Genomic DNA, 15,229 nt, shown 5'->3' on the forward strand with positions numbered 1-15,229 from the left:
CAGGGGGGCGCGCGGCCGTGTCCGGCAGCTGCCCCGAACGCCGCGTGACATCCGCCGCGATCGCGGTACCCATCCCGTATGGAGCCCATCGACCACACATCGGCCCCGGTCCTGGAAGCCCTCGACGCCTACCACGACCGGGGCCGGCTCGCCTTCACCCCGCCCGGACACAAGCAGGCCCGCGGCGCCGATCCCCAGGCGCGGCGGGTCCTGGGGGACGCCGTGTTCCGGTCCGACGTGCTCGCCGTCGGCGGCCTCGACGACCGGCGCGCGAGCGGACACGTGCTGCGCCGGGCCGAGCGCCTCATGGCCGACGCCGTGCACGCCGAGCACACGTACTTCACCACCTGCGGGAGTTCCCTGTCCGTCAAGGCGGCCATGCTGACCGTGGCCCACCCCGGCGACCGGCTCCTGATCGGCAGGGACGCACACAAGTCCGTGGTCGCCGGGCTGATCCTGTGCGGCATCGACCCGGTGTGGGTGGAGCCCCAGTGGGACGCGGAGCGCTCCCTGGCGCACCCCCCGTCCGTGGCCTCGTACGCGGCGGCCCTCGACCGGCACCCCGACGCGCGCGGCGCGCTCGTCACCAGCCCGACGCCGTACGGCAGCTGTGCCGATCTGCGGGGGCTCGCCGAGCTGTGCCACGGGCGCGGCCTGCCCCTCGTCGTCGACGAGGCGTGGGGCGCGCACCTGCCCTTCCACGGGGACCTGCCGTCGTGGGCGATGGACGCGGGCGCCGACATCTGCGTGACCAGCATCCACAAGATGGGCAGCGGCCTGGAGCAGGGGTCCGTCTTCCACCTCCAGGGCGACCGCGTCGACCCCGCCGAGCTGGCCTCGCGTGCCGACCTGCTCGGCACCACCAGCCCCTCCGTCCTCATCTACGCGGGCCTCGACGCCTGGCGCCGCCAGATGGTGCTGCGCGGCCACGAGCTGATGTCCGACGCGCTGCGGCTCGCCGCCGAGGTCCACGCGGAGATCGAGCTGATCCCGGGCCTGCACGTGAACGGCCGCGCCGACCTCACGGGCCCCGGGCGCGCCGCCGACCTCGACCCGCTGCCCACGGTGATCGACATCTCCGGACTCGGTACGACGGGCTACCGCGCCGCCGACTGGCTGCGCGAACACCACGCGCTCACCGTGCACATCGGCGACCACCGCCGGATCGGCGCACAGCTCACCCACGCCGACTCCCGCGAGACGGTCGACCCCCTCCTCGACGCCCTGCGCGACCTGGCCGCGCACCGCGCCGAACTGGCCGACGCGCCACGCGTCGACGTGCCCTCCCCCGCCGAGCTGCGCATGGAGCAGGTGTGCCTGCCGCGCGACGCGTACTTCGGCGCCGTGGAGTCGGTGCCCCTCGACCGGGCCGCGGGCCGCGTGGCCGCCGAGATGGCCACGCCCTACCCCCCGGGCATCCCCGCCGCCCTCCCCGGCGAACGCCTCACCGAACCGGTCCTGGAGTACCTGCGGAGCGGCCACGCGGCGGGCATGTACATCCCCGACACCGCCGACCACACCCTCCGTACGCTCCGCGTCCTCAAGGAATGAGCGCCGCCGGGCCGCACGAAGCGTGACGTTCTCCTCTAGCCTTGCCGTGTGTCGGACACATGTCCGACATGCGAACCGGAGCGAAGTGCCTCGCGGCGCGACGCGGTGAACAAGAGGACGGACAACCGATGCCGCGGCGGCCCCCGAGACGCCCCCGCGGGCGAAGACGCCCGCAGCCCCGGATAGCGGGCGCGCTCCCGCCGGGGGCGGAGGGCTCGCTGCCGCCGGAGTCAGAGGTCCCGCTGCCACCAGAGGCCGAGGTCTCGCTGCCGCCGGGGCCTGAGGGACCGCTGCCGCGGCGGGCTCGGGACGGGGCCGGGGCGGGGTCGGGCCCCGTGCCACGGGCGCAGGGTGAGGCCGGGGTGGAGTCGGGCCCCGCGCCCCGGACGCAAGGTGGAGCTGAGGCGGGGTCGGATCCGGCACCCTGGGCGCAGGGTGGAGCTGAGGCGGAGTCCTGCCCCGCGCCCCAGACGCAGGGGGAGGCTGGGGCGGAGTTCCGCCACGCACCCCAGGCACAGGGTGAGGCCGGGACTGAGGCGGGCCCCGCATCCCAGACGCAAGGTGGAGCTGGCCCCGCGCCCCGGGCACAGGGTGGAGCTGCGGCAGAGTCCCGCCCCGCTCTCCGGGTGCAGGGTGAGGCCGAGGCGGAGTCCAGCCCTGTGCCCCAGGTGCCGGGCGAGGTCGGGCCGGGGCCGGGCGTCGCTCTCCGGGCGGAGGTTCCGAGGGCCGAGAAGCGGGGTGGGCTCCGGGCGGAGCGGGGCCTGGCTCGGCAGGGCCGGGGCGTGCTGCCCCTGATGCGTGGTGTGCTGCGGCGGGAGTGGCAAGGCGTAGCCGTCACCGCGTGGCGGGAGCTGCGCTCCCGGGGCGTGGCGGGCGTCGCGCTCGCCGTCGGCGGCACCCTCGCGATGCTCCTCCTGCACGGCTTGGAGCAGATACCCGACCCCGACCGCGTCGTCCGCATGCTCGGGGAGGTCCGCGCCGACCAGCCCCTGTGGCAGTCGCTGCTCCGCACCCCCCTGTCCGTGTTCATACCGACCCGCGACCAGCCGCCCTGGGGCGGCGTCCCCCGCCTGGTCCTCGCCTTCGGCCTGGCGCAGCTCCTCGTCGGCTGGCGCCGCACGCTCCTGGTCGCGTACGGGGCCACGCTCGCGGGCACGCTCGGCGCCCGCGTGATGATCGCCATCGGTCCCGGGCACTGGGCCGGGGTCCCGGCCTCGTACGCCCACGACGTGGACACGGGGGCCTCCGCGGCCGTGGTGGGCCTCTTCACCTATCTGGCGGTACGGCTACGCGCCCCCGTCCTGGGCCTGGCCTTCGTCGTCCCCACGGTCGTCGGCTCCCTCCTCAACCCGAACCTCGCGGGCCGGGAGCACCTGGTGGCCGTGGCCCTGGTTGCGGGGGTGGCCATGGCGCTCCATGGCCGGGGTGGCCTGCCGCGCGGCGGCTGAGCGGAGCGGCCCCACCGCTACCGCGGCGGGTTTCCTCCCGCCCTCCCGCCCGACGCTCGGCAGCCTTGCCGGCCGAGCCCCGACGCGAAGCGCCTGCGGCTGAGCGAGCACCACCACCGCTACCGCGGCGGATCTCTCCCACCCTCCCACCCGACGCTCGGCAGCCTTGCCAGCCGAGCCCCGACGCGAGGCCCCCGCGCGTGGCGCCCCACACATCCCGCCCCGGCGGGGGCAGGCGGCAGGACAACGCCGAACGTGGACGGCCAGGCCCCGACACCAAGCACCCGCAGGGCGGTGCCCCACGCACCCCACTCCCGGGCGGGGCAGGTAGTGGGACCACGCCGGGCACGGGTGGCTGGGCCCCGGCACCTAGCACCCGCGGCTGGTGCCCTGAACGGATCCCCACGGGGTGGAGGGCGGCGGGACCACCACAAGCGTGCGCGGCCAGGCCCCGACACCAAGCACCCGGGCGGCGCCCCACGGATCCCACCCCGGCGGGGGCGGGGAGGCGGGACCACCCCGAGCATGCGCGGCCCGGCCCCGACACCGAGCGCCCGCGGCAGCCTGCTCCGCCCCGGAGGGGGCATGGGCTGTGGCACCGCGTCGGGTTCGCACCGCCGGGCCCGGCACCAGGCGGTTGGGGCCGGACACCCCACGGGTCCTGCCCCGGGCGGGGTGGGGCCACGTTGAGCCTGCGTGGCCGGGGCCCGGCGTGGGGCGTCTGCGGCGGAAGGTTCCGAGGTCCCCGTCCAAGTTCAGGGCGGGTGGGTGGGGCCGTCCCGGTCGCGCGGAGCGCGGCCACCTGGGTGCCGGGGCTGAGGGCGGGCGCCCTGCCTCGGGGGCGCCTCCCCGGGCGGGGCGGGTGCCGCGAGGTGCCCGGGCCAGGGCAGGCGGGTGGGACCACCCCCGGCTCGGGCGGGTCCGCAAGGCACCCGGGTCAGGGGGGTGGGCGGGACCACCCCAGGGCGCGGGCAGGTGCCGCGAGGTGCACAGGCGGGGGCGGGTGGGTGGGACCACCCCGGCTGCGCGGAGCGCGGCCACCTGCGTGCCGGGGCTGAGGGCAGACACCCCCGGCCCGCCCGCGCAGGGCCCCAGCGAGCGCGCAAGGCCCGGCCAGCGCACGAGCCCCGGTCGCGGCGCAAGGCCCCGGCCACCGCGCAGGCCCCGGCGCGGGCGCGGGCCCAGGTCAGCGCGCGGGCCGCAGGAGGGCCGCCGCGGTCAGGAAGGCCGCGGCGAGCAGCGCCGTGCCGATGCCGAAGGCCAGGTGGTAGCCCGAGGTCAGCGCCTCGGCCCGGGAGTGGCCGGAGGCGAGGAGGGACTCCGTGCGGGAGGCGGCGAGCGTCGAGAGGACGGCGACGCCGAGCGCGCTGCCGATCTGCTGCGTGGTGTTGAAGAGCCCGGACGCGAGCCCCGCGTCGTCCGCGCGGGCCCCGGACATTGCGAGCGAGGTCAGCGCGGGCAGCGCGAGCCCGAAGCCGGCGGCGAGGAGCATGACGGGGAGCAGGTCCACCCAGTAGGTGGCGTGCACGGGCACCCGGGTCAGCAGGCCGAGGACGCCGAGGAGGAGCACGAGCCCCGCGAGGAGCACGGCGCGCTCGCCGAAGCGGGCGTTGAGGCGGGCGGAGACTCCGAGGGACACCGCGCCGATGACGGCGGCGGCGGGCAGCATGGCGAGGCCGGTCTCGGCGGCACCGTACCCGAGGACGTTCTGCAGGTAGAGGGCGACGAGCACCTGGAAGGAGAAGAGGGCGGCGACCATCAGCATCTGCACGACGTTGGCCCCGGTCACCGCCCGGGAGCGGAACATCCGCAGGGGCAGCAGCGGCGTGCGCGCCTTGGTCTGGCGGACCACGAAGCCGCCGAGCAGCACGACGGCGAGCCCGCCGAAGCCGAGCGTGTGCCCGGAGGCCCAGCCGTACTGCTCCACCTTCACCACGCTGTAGATGCCGGTCATCAGGCCTGCCGTCACCAGGAGCGCCCCCGTGACGTCGGCCCCGGCGCGCAGCCCGAGCCCCCGGTCGGCGGGCAGCGCGGGCAGGGCGAGGAGCAGGGCGGCGAGGCCGATCGGCAGGTTGATGAAGAAGATCCAGTGCCAGTTCAGGGCGTCGGTGAGGACGCCGCCGAGCACCTGCCCGAGCGAGGCCCCCGCGGCTCCGGTGAAGCTGAACACGGCGATGGCCCGGGCCCGTTCGCCCGGCTCGGTGAACAGGGTGACGAGGATGCCGAGGCTGACCGCCGAGCTCATGGCCCCGCCGACGCCTTGCAGGAAGCGCGCGGCGATGAGCGTCGCGGGACTCGTGGCCGCGCCCGCGAGGACGGAGGCCAGCGTGAAGAGCCCGATGCCGGTGACGAACATCCGCTTGCGGCCGATCAGGTCGCCGAGCCGCCCCGCGAGCAGGAGCAGGCTGCCGAACGCGATGAGATAGGCGTTCACGACCCAACTCAGCCCGGCCGGAGTGAAGTTGAGGTCCTCCTGCATGGCGGGCATGGCCACGGTCACGATGCTGCCGTCGAGGATGATCATCAGCATCCCGGTGGCGATGACACCGAGGGCCAGCCGCCGGGAGCGACCCCCGGACGGTGCACCCCCGGACGGCGCACCCGCAGACGGCGCACCCCCAGACGATGCACCCGCGGACGGTGCGCCCCCAGACGGCGCGCCCGCAGACGGCACTTCCAGGCCCGCCGGATCCCCGGCCGGTGCGGTGGTGGCTGTCATGAGTCTCTCCTGTCCGATACGGCCGGGCGACGAGGCCCGGCACGCGAGAAGGGGGCGGGAAGCAAGGGACGCCCCAGGCGTTCCGCAGCGCGGGCCCGGCCCGGCCCGATCAACACTCCGGACCGTAGCAGATAGTTTCGTTGCAGACTATCTATCTCGGTCGCACCCCCCGCCGCTCGGCTACCCTGGCCGTATGACCGCCATGGCACCCACCCGCACCGAACCGGACCTCTCCTTCCTCCTCGACCACACCAGCCACGTCCTGCGCACGCAGATGGCGGCGGCGCTCGGCGAGATCGGGCTCACGGCGCGGATGCACTGCGTCCTCGTGCACGCCCTCCAGGAGGAGCGCACCCAGGCGCAGCTGGCCGAGATCGGGGACATGGACAAGACGACGATGGTCGTCACCGTGGACGCCCTGGAGAAGGCGGGCCTCGCCGAGCGGCGCCCGGCGCGCGAGGACCGCAGGGCCCGTGTCATCGCCGTCACGGAGAAGGGCGCCGAGGTCGCGGCCCGCAGCCAGGAGATCGTCGACGGGGTGCACGAGCGGGCGCTCGGCGCGCTGTCCAAGACCGACCGCACGGCCCTGCTCCGCGCCCTGAACCGCCTGGTCGAGGGCCACTTGGCGACCCCGGCCGAGAGCCCGCGCCCCGCCCGCAGGGCACGTCAGCGGGCCTGACGGCCGCCCTTCGCGGTCCGTCCGCGCGGTCCCGTACGGTGAGAGGTCCCGGTGCGCCGTCGGCGCGTACGGGCGACCGCAGAGGAACGAACGAGGGTGGGGCCACCATGGCGCTGTTCGGAAACGCGCACACCGTCGACCCGGCGTCGGCACAGCAGGAGTACGCGCGGCTCATGGGCCACGGCGAGCAGGTGTACGCCGCGTACCGGCTGATACGCGACACGATCCTGCTCACCGACCGGCGCATGATCTTCGTCGACAAGCAGGGGATGACCGGCAAGAAGGTCGAGTACCACTCCGTGCCGTACCGGAGCATTACGCACTTCGCGGTGGAGACCGCGGGCCACTTCGACCTGGACGCCGAGCTCAAGATCTGGATCTCCAGCAACCCGGTGCCGATCGAGAAGACCTTCACCAAGGGCGTCGACATCTACGAGGTGCAGGCGATCCTGACGCAGTTCGTCGCGCGCTAGGGCCGACCCGTGGGACGGGGGCCAACCCGTGGGACGGCCCCCGTCCGCCGCGTGGACGCCCCACGTGGACGCCCCGCGCAGGCGCCGGGCGGGCGGCTCGGGGTACGTTCGTAGGGCACCTAAAGGCTAAGAGGGAACGCCCCATGATCTTCATCACCGTGAAATTCACCGTCCGCCCCGAGCGCAGCGAGGACTGGCTCGACCTCGTCGACGACTTCACGCGTGCCACCCGTGACGAACCCGGCAACATCTTCTTCGAGTGGTCCCGCAGCGTCGACAACCCCCACCAGTTCGTCCTGGTGGAGGCCTTCCGCGACGGCGAGGCGGGCCGCGAGCACGTGGAGTCCGCGCACTTCGCCGCCGCGATGGAGACCATGTCGTACGCCATCGCGAGCACCCCCCAGATCGTCAGCACGGAGATCCCCGGCATGGACGGCTGGGGCGCGATGGGCGAGGTCTCGCCGCGCGAGGCCTGAGCGAGGCGCGAACGCGAGAGGGGCCCGGCCGCGGTGCGGCCGGGCCCCTCTCGCGTTCTCCCGCTCCCCTCACGCCCGCGGCAGCCGGTCCAGGAAGCCGTACACCGTGCGGATGCGGCCGTCGTCCGCGAGGACCGCCACGTCCGAACCGGCCACCGGGGCGGAGCCGTCCGCCCCCGACACCAGCTCCCAGGTGAACCGGACGAGGCCGTGATGGCCGTCGAGCTCGCCGGTCCGCCGGAACTCGAACCCCGGGAACTGCTTCTGCACGGCGGCTATCACCGCCACCAGCGCGTCCGTCCCGGCCGCGTCGGCCAGCGGGTCGGTGTACGTGCCGTCCGGCGTCCAGGCCGCCTCCACGGCCTTGCGGATGCCGTCGGTCCCCGTGGCGTTCCAGGCCTCGAAGTACCGGGCGACAGCGGTCTCGTGAACGTCCTGTGCGGGCATGGTCTTCGCCTCCGTGAGTGTCGGTGTCCGTACGTCGTTCCCGGGGCCCGGCCGGAGTGCGCCGCCCGGGCCCCGGTGACCTCAGAGTGCCGCGCGGGGGCCGCCCGGCGCGATGACGTCCCAGGTAAAGCAGTCTCGTGAGTGGCTTCCGCCGGGCGCGCGCGTGTGTTGTCCTAGGGGGCCGATTTCGTTCGCCGAGCCGGGAGTTGCCGGATGCGGAAGCAGTTGGTCGGTGGTGTCGTCGCGGGGATGCTGCTGCTCGGGGCCTGCGGGGACCCGGGCGCGGAGGACGGTTCGGGCGGGGCGCCCGCGCCGGATCCGCCCGCGGCCTCGCGCACGGACGGATCGGGACGGCCGTCGCAGACGAACCGGCAGCAGGCGGAACGGGACAGGGAGAGGGACAAGGAGCGGGGCAAGGAGGGGAGTGCCTCCCGCGAGGGCCCCAAGTCCCCCGGTGCGTCGGGCGGTCGGGCCTCCGGGCCCGAGCCCGCGCCCCGCGTCCTCTACCTCGGCGACTCCCTCGCCATGGAGAACCAGGACGTCCTCGGCGCCCTCCTGCGCGACCGGCTCGCCGCCCGCTACACCAGCGCCCCCTACTCCGGCACCACCCTCTGCGACTACCTGGAGGACACCGGCGAGGACTCCCTCGTGCCGGACGGGGACAAGGCGGCCACGCTCGTGCGCAAGCTGCGGCCCGACTTCGTGGTGCTCCAGTTCTGGGGCAACGCGTGGGGCTACACGCCGTGCATGGGCGGCGTCACCTACGACAAGCAGCGGGACGCGTACTTCACGCGGTACGCGGCCGACGCGCGGCGCCTGACCGGGCAGATCGAGGAGGCCGCGCGGGACGTGGGCGCGGCGCGGCCGAAGGTGGTGTGGGTGTCGCAGGGCCCGGACGTCATGACGCCCGACCGCGTGCGCCGCGTGAACGAGCTGTACCGGCGGCAGGCCGCCGCGTCCGGCGACCTGGTGTCGGACGCGGGCCGGGCGGTCAGCCCGGCGTCGGCCCGCTACCGGTGGGTGCGGGAGCTGCCCTGCACGGCGGACGAGCGCGCGCACCCGGTGTACTGCACGGAGCCGGGCGGCCGTACCGCGCTGCACCGGAGCGACGACTACCTGCACTTCTGTCTGGCCCCCACGACCCCGAAGTCCCGGCCCTGTCCGGTGCGTTCGCCGGGCATCCGCCGGATCGGGCAGGCGGTCACGGACACGGTGGCCCGCGCCGCGCGCCGCTGACCCGTTCCCGGTCCCGGTCCCGGTCCGGTTTCCCGTTCCCGGGCCCGGGAACGGCTCAGTCCCTGCGCCACGCGCTGTACGTCATCACGTCCCCCGCCCGCGCCCCGCTCCGCGGCTGCGCCTTGGTGAACATCACCTCCAGGCCGAGCACGGTCCCGGTCCCCGGGTCGAGGATCAGCATCCGGCGCAGCTCGTCGTCGCCCGCGCCCCGGGACCGGTGTACGTACGCCTGGCCGGAGCGGCCCAGCCGGTCGGTGATCGCCCCCGCGGGCCGCAGGCCCTCGGTGTCGGCGAGGACGCGGGCGAGCGCGGCGCGCTCGCGGGCGCCGGGCGTCCAGGTGTCCAGGAGCCGCGGCAGCGCGTCGAGGAGCTGGTCCGTGGTGAGCGGGCCCGAGCGGCGGCCCGCGCCCCGGTCGTAGGCGTCCGCCAGATAGGCGCGCAGCCCGGCGGGGGTGTGCGGCGGCCTGGCCGGCGCCCCGGGCGGCCGCGCGGGCGGCTCGGCGCGCGGCCCGGACTCCGCGGGCAGGCTCCAGGTCCGGACGTGGCTGCCCCGGCGCAGGCCCGGCTCGCCGTCGCGCGCGGCGGCCCGGGCCCGCACGGCGACCTCGGCGAGCGGCACGGCGGCGGAGCCCGCGCGCGGGTGCAGGGCGCGGGGCGCGGCCGTGGCGGACGTGGCCGCGAGGTCGGGCAGGGTGAGCACGAGCACCGCGGCGAGCGCGACGGCGGCGGCCTCCGCCCACAGCACGACGCGGCGGCGGGCCCGGCGCCGGCTCGTGTGCAGGAGCTGGTTGAGGCCGCGTTCCGCGCGGGCGTCGAGCGGCCGGTCGCGCCAGGGCCCCTCGGTGGCGGACACGGGGTCGGCCGCGCGCAGCAGGTCCAGTTCGTCAGTCATGGGTGCCGTCTCCTGCCGTTACGTTCATCCGCATCCGGTCGATCTCCGCGCGCAGCCGCCTCCGGGCCCGGTGCAGCCGCATCGCGGCGGCGCCGCGCCCGCAGCCGAGGGCCACGGCCAGGTCGTCGATGCCCAGCTCCTCCCAGGTGGTCAGGCGCAGCGCCTCCTGGTCGGCGGGCGAGAGCCGGGCGAGGGCCTCGTGCACCCAGGCGCCGGGCGCGTCGGCGTCGGGGCCGGTGACGACCTGGCCGTGCCGGGTGGCCTCGTGGTGGCCGATGCGGTGCAGCAGGCGGCGGTAGCGGCCGAGGCCCCGCACGGTGTTGGCCAGGCAGTTGCGGGCGACGCCGTACAGCCAGGGCAGCGCGTTCTCGGGCAGTTCGGCGCGGCGCCGCCAGGCTATGGAGAAGACCTCCGCGACGACTTCCTCGACCTCGTGCGTCTCGCCCGCGCCGAGTCTGCGCGCCACGAAGCGGCTCACCGCCCAGTAGTGCTCGCGGTAGGCGGCCGCGAAGGCTTCGTCCGTGCTCATGAACCGTAGGTGTCCGGCATGTCCCCGATCTTCACACCCGGGCGCTGTGAGTTTCGCGGCAGGGCTTCGCGGTGACGCCCCGGGCGGTCCCGGACACGTACGGGGCATGAGGGCAACCGTGAAGTGGCTGACGACCACCGACCACAAGACGATCGGCACGCTCTATCTGGGGACGGCGTTCGCGTTCTTCTGCATCGGCGGTGTGATGGCGCTGTTCATGCGCGCCGAGCTGGCCCGCCCGGGGCTCCAGATCATGTCGAACGAGCAGTTCAACCAGGCGTTCACGATGCACGGCACGCTGATGCTGCTGATGTTCGCGACGCCGCTGTTCGCGGGCTTCGCGAACTGGCTGATGCCGCTCCAGATCGGCGCCCCCGACGTGGCGTTCCCCCGGCTGAACATGTTCGCCTACTGGCTGTACCTGTTCGGCTCGCTGATCGCGGTGGGCGGCTTCCTCACCCCGGGAGGGGCGGCGGACTTCGGCTGGACCGCGTACGCCCCGATCACGGACGCCGCGCACGCGACGAACATCGGCGCCGACATGTGGATCATGGGCTTGGCCTTCTCCGGCTTCGGCACGATCCTCGGCGCGGTCAACTTCATCACCACGATCATCTGCATGCGCGCGCCCGGCATGACGATGTTCCGCATGCCGATCTTCACCTGGAACGTGCTGCTGACCGGCGTGCTCGTCCTGCTCGCCTTCCCGGTCCTGGCGGCCGCGCTGTTCGCCCTCGAAGCGGACCGGAAGTTCGGCGCGCACATCTTCGACGTGGCGAACGGCGGGGCGCTGCTGTGGCAGCACCTGTTCTGGTTCTTCGGCCATCCCGAGGTGTACATCATCGCGCTGCCGTTCTTCGGCATCATCTCCGAGGTCATTCCGGTGTTCTCGCGCAAGCCGATGTTCGGCTACATGGGGCTGATCGGCGCGACCATCGCCATCGCCGGTCTGTCCGTGACGGTGTGGGCGCACCACATGTACGCGACGGGCGGGGTCCTGCTGCCGTTCTTCTCCTTCATGACGTTCCTCATCGCGGTGCCGACGGGCGTGAAGTTCTTCAACTGGATCGGCACGATGTGGAAGGGCTCGTTGAGCTTCGAGACCCCGATGCTGTGGGCCGTCGGCTTCCTCATCACCTTCGTGTTCGGCGGTCTGACCGGGGTGCTCCTGGCGTCCCCGCCGATGGACTTCGCGGTGACCGACTCGTACTTCGTGGTCGCCCACTTCCACTACGTCATCTTCGGCACGGTCGTGTTCGCGATGTTCTCCGGATTCCACTTCTGGTGGCCGAAGTTCACCGGCAAGATGCTCGACGAGCGCCTCGGGAAGATCACCTTCTGGACGCTGTTCATCGGCTTCCACGGCACGTTCCTCGTCCAGCACTGGCTGGGCGCGGCGGGCATGCAGCGCCGCATCCCCGACTACCTGGACGCGGAGGGCTTCACGGGTCTGAACACCCTGTCCACGATCTTCTCGTTCCTGCTCGGGATGTCCCTGCTGCCCTTCTTCTACAACGTCTGGAAGACCGCGAAGTACGGCGCGTACGTCGAGGAGAACGACCCCTGGGGCTACGGCCGCTCCCTGGAGTGGGCGACGACCTGCCCGCCGCCCCGCCACAACTTCCACTCCCTGCCGCGCATCCGCTCCGAGTCCCCGGCGTTCGACCTGCGCCACCCCGAGATCGCGGCGGAGCTCGCGCCCGCGCCGGAGCCGAAGGAGAGGGCCGCCCTGTGACCGCGATGGACGACCGCCCGGTGGCCCCGGCGGAGGCGGCCCTGCTCATCCACGAGATCGAGGGCCACCTCCTGGTGGAGTCCGCCCGCACGGAGAGCCGCGCGGCGGCCGCCCGTTTCACCGCCCGCCTGGACTGGCTCACCCAGGCCCAGCGCGAGGAGGTGGAACGGGTCTACACCGAGGACCACATGGCCCTCACCCGCCACACCTGGCGCCATACGGCCCACCGCTGCCGCGAACTCCGCACGGAGTACGAGACCCGCTACCGGTCCCTGCGCCGCCGCCTCTTGGCGGGGGCCCTGCTGGGCATGACGTTCGCCCTGCTGGTCGCCGGGGCTTGGGTGAGCGCCCCTTAAGGGGCGCGGGGAACTGCGCGACCAGCCCCCACGCGGCCGCAGACGAACCCCTAAAGCGCAGGCGGCCCGGCCTCGACGCGCCGGAGCACCGGGACAAGCCGGTCAAGGTCAGGGCCCGACTGGAGCTGCCGCTCGTCCCACCAGGTAGCCCCCGCGTCCCGCAGGGGCGCGACCACCTCCCCCGCGGCACCGGGTTCGCACGGCGTGGCCCCGCCCAGCACGAGATCGAAGGCCCCGCCCCCGTAAGGACGGTGATCCCGAAGGTAGCCCACAAGATCGCGCACCTCGGCGACAGCCGGAACGCACCCGTGTCGGGCGGCCTTGAACAAGGGCACGGCCCCGTCCCACCGGGCGGCCCTGCGCATCGGGGGCCGGTTGGGCCAGAACCCCCCGATCCACACGGGCGGCCGGGGCCGCTGCACGGTCGCGGGCAGCAGGGTGACGTCACGGACCTGGAAGTGCGGGCCCTCATGGCTGACGGCCTGCCCGGACCAGTAGCGGCTCAGGAGGTCCAGGCCCTCGTCCAGGAGCTCGGCGAGGACGCGCGGGTCCGTGGGCTCGCCGAAGCTGCCGTACTCGTCCTCGACGGGCCCGCCGAGCCCGGCGGTGAAGATCACCCGGCCGCCGGACAGGGCGTCCAGGGTGGCGACCTGCCGGGCGAGCTGGTGGGGGCGGCGGCGGGCCACCGGCGTCACCAGGGTGCCGAGCCGCAGCCGCGAGGTGGCGAGCGCGGCGGCCGTCAGGAGCATCCAGGGGTCCCCGAAGGGCTTGCCCGCCTGTGCGGCCTTGTCGTGCACGACGTGGTCCCAGACGAACAGGCCGTCCCAGCCCGCCTGTTCGGCGGCGACGGCGACGCGCGCGACCGCCCTCGGGTCGGCGAAGTCACCGAAGTTCGGAATGTTGATCGAGAAGCGCATGGGAGGCATGGTGACGCGGGGCCGGGAACGGCGGCAATGGGTTTGCCCCCCGCGGCCGACCGCCTACCGCCACCATGGAAGCCATGGGAACCATGGAGACCGGCGACGCGGCCGCCCCGGACCCGCACGCGGAAAACCCCACCGACATCGCCGTCCGCTACCACCGGGCCGTGGGCGCCGGGGCCACGGGCGACGCGCTCGCGGCGTTCTTCACGGCGGACGCGGTCCACCGCGAGCTGCCCAATCTGCTCTTCCCGAAGGGCGTCGTCCGCGATCTGCCGGGCATCCTGGAGGCGGCCGAGGCCGGACGCGGCACGCTGCGCCGCCAGACGTACGACGTCCGCAACGCGGTGGCCTGCGGCGACAAGGTGGCCCTTGAGGTGGAGTGGACCGGCGAACTCGCCGTCCCGCTGGGCTCTCTGCCCGCGGGCCACGTGCTGCGGGCCCACATCGCCACGTTCCTCGACTTCCGCGACGGCAGGATCAGCGGCCAGCGCAACTACGACTGCTACGAGCCGCCGGCCTGAGGGCACACGCCCCGGGACGGCGGCTCGCGCACTCCACGGCCGGGGTCAGAGCGGCAGGCCGTAGTCCGCGCAGACGGGCTTGAAGTCGGGCTTGTCGGCGCCCAGGGCGTTGACGACGTCCTGGGTCGTCGGACCGTCCGTGAACAGGCCGACGTGGCCGACCGGGTTCTTCGGACACTGGTCCTGGACGACGATGTTGCGGACGTTGTCGCCCTTCAGGAAGCCCTGGCTGTACGGGGTGGAGACGCGGTCGTTCTTCGTCGCGATGACGGTGTAGCGCACGCCCGGGACGGTGTCGCCGTCCGCGAACAGGGCCTTCTGGAAGTCCGAGCCCTCCTCCTGGTCCTTGAGGCCCTGGAGGTTCAGATGGTCGAACGCGCCGTTGACCAGGCCCATGACGCCCAGGGCGCGGCCGAGTTCGGTCAGGCCGCTGAGGGTGGTGCCGTGGTTGGTGGGGGCGAGCGCGACGAGCCGGTCGACCTTCTTCGCACCGCCGAGGCGCTTGATGTAGTAGTTCGGCATCATGCCGCCCTGCGAGTGCCCGACGACGCTGACCTTCTTCGCGCCGGTCGACGCGAGCACCTTGTCCACGAAGGCGCCCATCGTCTCGGCCGACTGGGGAATGGCCGTGAGTCCGCCGACACGGCCGCCGAAGTTGAACGGGCTGCCCATGCCGTAGTTGAAGGCGTAGACGCAGTGGCCCTCGTTGGCGAGGGTCGGGCCCATCGTGACCCAGTTGGCGCCGAGGTTGACGCCTGTGCCGTGCACGAAGACGACCGGGTTGGGGTGCTCGGCGGACGGCTTGCAGCTCCAGTCGTTCACACCGGTCACGGCGTTGGGGCTGACTAAGAAGTTGCGGACGCCGTCGGCGACCCCGCCGACGGGGTACGACGGCTTGCGCGGCTGCTCGGCGGCGCCCGCCGGGGCCCCGGCGGCGGTGAGCGCGGTGGCGGCGAGGGCGACGGGCACGACGGCGGCGGCGGCGCGCCGCAGGGAGCGCGGCAGACGGCGGCCGGGTGCGGGTGTTCCGTTCACGGTTCCTGTCCCTTCGAGCGAGCTGGCACGTGCGGGGGGTGAGGGCGTCACGAGGACGCGCCAGGGGAAGGTCATGGCCATGACATACGGGTGAGGGGAATCTGAAACGTCACCGCTTCAGATTTGGTTACTTGAAAGTAGGAGCGGGGCGGCGCCGACGCAAGAGGCGTGCGCGGGACAATTTCCCTGCGGGGGCGGCGAGTTGGCGA

The 15,229-nt window shown here is 73.9% G+C and carries 15 protein-coding genes; 9 read left to right on the forward strand and 6 right to left on the reverse strand.

The window, feature by feature from the left end:
• The first annotated feature begins 78 nt into the window (after window positions 1-78).
• Together AC5WAM_RS19665 and AC5WAM_RS19670 are read left to right on the forward strand one after the other, a co-directional pair.
• The gene (locus AC5WAM_RS19665; RefSeq protein WP_366795515.1) at window positions 79-1,551 is read left to right on the forward strand and encodes an aminotransferase class I/II-fold pyridoxal phosphate-dependent enzyme; all 1,473 of its coding nucleotides are present in this window, start codon (window positions 79-81) and stop codon (window positions 1,549-1,551) included.
• A 794-nt stretch (window positions 1,552-2,345) separates the two neighbouring features.
• Window positions 2,346-2,999 (forward strand): hypothetical protein, encoded by a 654-nt coding sequence (locus AC5WAM_RS19670; RefSeq protein ID WP_495523336.1) that lies wholly within the window; start codon window positions 2,346-2,348, stop codon window positions 2,997-2,999.
• A gap of 1,186 nt (window positions 3,000-4,185) precedes the next feature.
• On the opposite strand, the gene AC5WAM_RS19675 is transcribed toward AC5WAM_RS19670, so the two are convergent.
• Window positions 4,186-5,556 (reverse strand): MFS transporter, encoded by a 1,371-nt coding sequence (locus AC5WAM_RS19675; RefSeq protein ID WP_495523612.1) that lies wholly within the window; start codon window positions 5,554-5,556, stop codon window positions 4,186-4,188.
• Window positions 5,557-5,911: 355 nt separating this feature from the next.
• On the opposite strand from AC5WAM_RS19675, the gene AC5WAM_RS19680 reads away from it, so the two are divergent.
• From AC5WAM_RS19680 to AC5WAM_RS19690, 3 genes are all read left to right on the forward strand, one after another.
• The gene (locus AC5WAM_RS19680; RefSeq protein WP_138960901.1) at window positions 5,912-6,397 is read left to right on the forward strand and encodes a MarR family winged helix-turn-helix transcriptional regulator; all 486 of its coding nucleotides are present in this window, start codon (window positions 5,912-5,914) and stop codon (window positions 6,395-6,397) included.
• Between the two features lie 107 nt (window positions 6,398-6,504).
• Window positions 6,505-6,870 carry a PH domain-containing protein gene (locus AC5WAM_RS19685; RefSeq protein WP_030688977.1) on the forward strand — a complete coding sequence of 122 codons (366 nt, stop codon included), beginning with the start codon at window positions 6,505-6,507 and terminating at the stop codon, window positions 6,868-6,870.
• A gap of 143 nt (window positions 6,871-7,013) precedes the next feature.
• Window positions 7,014-7,346, forward strand: a complete 333-nt coding sequence (locus AC5WAM_RS19690) for a putative quinol monooxygenase (protein WP_172385080.1) — start codon at window positions 7,014-7,016, stop codon at window positions 7,344-7,346.
• 69 nt (window positions 7,347-7,415) lie between these two features.
• Here AC5WAM_RS19690 and AC5WAM_RS19695 read toward each other — a convergent pair whose 3' ends face one another.
• Window positions 7,416-7,793 (reverse strand): nuclear transport factor 2 family protein, encoded by a 378-nt coding sequence (locus tag AC5WAM_RS19695; protein WP_366791126.1) that lies wholly within the window; start codon window positions 7,791-7,793, stop codon window positions 7,416-7,418.
• 213 nt (window positions 7,794-8,006) lie between these two features.
• Between AC5WAM_RS19695 and AC5WAM_RS19700 the strand changes: the two genes are divergently transcribed.
• Entirely contained in the window at window positions 8,007-9,029 is a 1,023-nt protein-coding gene (locus AC5WAM_RS19700; protein WP_495523337.1) for an SGNH/GDSL hydrolase family protein, read from the forward strand.
• 55 nt (window positions 9,030-9,084) lie between these two features.
• On the opposite strand, the gene AC5WAM_RS19705 is transcribed toward AC5WAM_RS19700, so the two are convergent.
• Together AC5WAM_RS19705 and AC5WAM_RS19710 are read right to left on the reverse strand one after the other, a co-directional pair.
• The gene (locus AC5WAM_RS19705) at window positions 9,085-9,921 is read right to left on the reverse strand and encodes a hypothetical protein (protein ID WP_366791123.1); all 837 of its coding nucleotides are present in this window, start codon (window positions 9,919-9,921) and stop codon (window positions 9,085-9,087) included.
• A complete protein-coding gene (locus AC5WAM_RS19710; RefSeq protein ID WP_366791122.1) occupies window positions 9,914-10,450 on the reverse strand; it encodes an RNA polymerase sigma factor in 537 nt (178 codons plus the stop codon). The genes AC5WAM_RS19705 and AC5WAM_RS19710 overlap by 8 nt, the downstream gene beginning before the upstream one ends.
• Before the next feature lie 106 nt (window positions 10,451-10,556).
• Between AC5WAM_RS19710 and ctaD the strand changes: the two genes are divergently transcribed.
• Together ctaD and AC5WAM_RS19720 are read left to right on the forward strand one after the other, a co-directional pair.
• Complete coding sequence (ctaD, locus tag AC5WAM_RS19715; protein ID WP_366791121.1) at window positions 10,557-12,185, forward strand: aa3-type cytochrome oxidase subunit I; 1,629 nt, start codon at window positions 10,557-10,559, stop codon at window positions 12,183-12,185.
• Between the two features lie 5 nt (window positions 12,186-12,190).
• Window positions 12,191-12,541 (forward strand): hypothetical protein, encoded by a 351-nt coding sequence (locus AC5WAM_RS19720; protein ID WP_495523613.1) that lies wholly within the window; start codon window positions 12,191-12,193, stop codon window positions 12,539-12,541.
• 50 nt (window positions 12,542-12,591) lie between these two features.
• On the opposite strand, the gene AC5WAM_RS19725 is transcribed toward AC5WAM_RS19720, so the two are convergent.
• Window positions 12,592-13,458: an LLM class flavin-dependent oxidoreductase gene (locus AC5WAM_RS19725; protein WP_495523338.1), complete on the reverse strand. Its 867-nt coding sequence runs from the start codon at window positions 13,456-13,458 to the stop codon at window positions 12,592-12,594.
• 83 nt (window positions 13,459-13,541) lie between these two features.
• On the opposite strand from AC5WAM_RS19725, the gene AC5WAM_RS19730 reads away from it, so the two are divergent.
• A complete protein-coding gene (locus AC5WAM_RS19730; protein WP_366791119.1) occupies window positions 13,542-13,985 on the forward strand; it encodes a nuclear transport factor 2 family protein in 444 nt (147 codons plus the stop codon).
• 45 nt (window positions 13,986-14,030) lie between these two features.
• Here AC5WAM_RS19730 and AC5WAM_RS19735 read toward each other — a convergent pair whose 3' ends face one another.
• On the reverse strand, window positions 14,031-14,978 hold the full coding sequence (locus tag AC5WAM_RS19735) for an esterase/lipase family protein (RefSeq protein ID WP_495523614.1): 948 nt from the start codon (window positions 14,976-14,978) through the stop codon (window positions 14,031-14,033).
• Window positions 14,979-15,229 lie beyond the last annotated feature (251 nt).

It is taken from the genome of Streptomyces sp. JLYT201 (genome assembly GCF_059448825.1).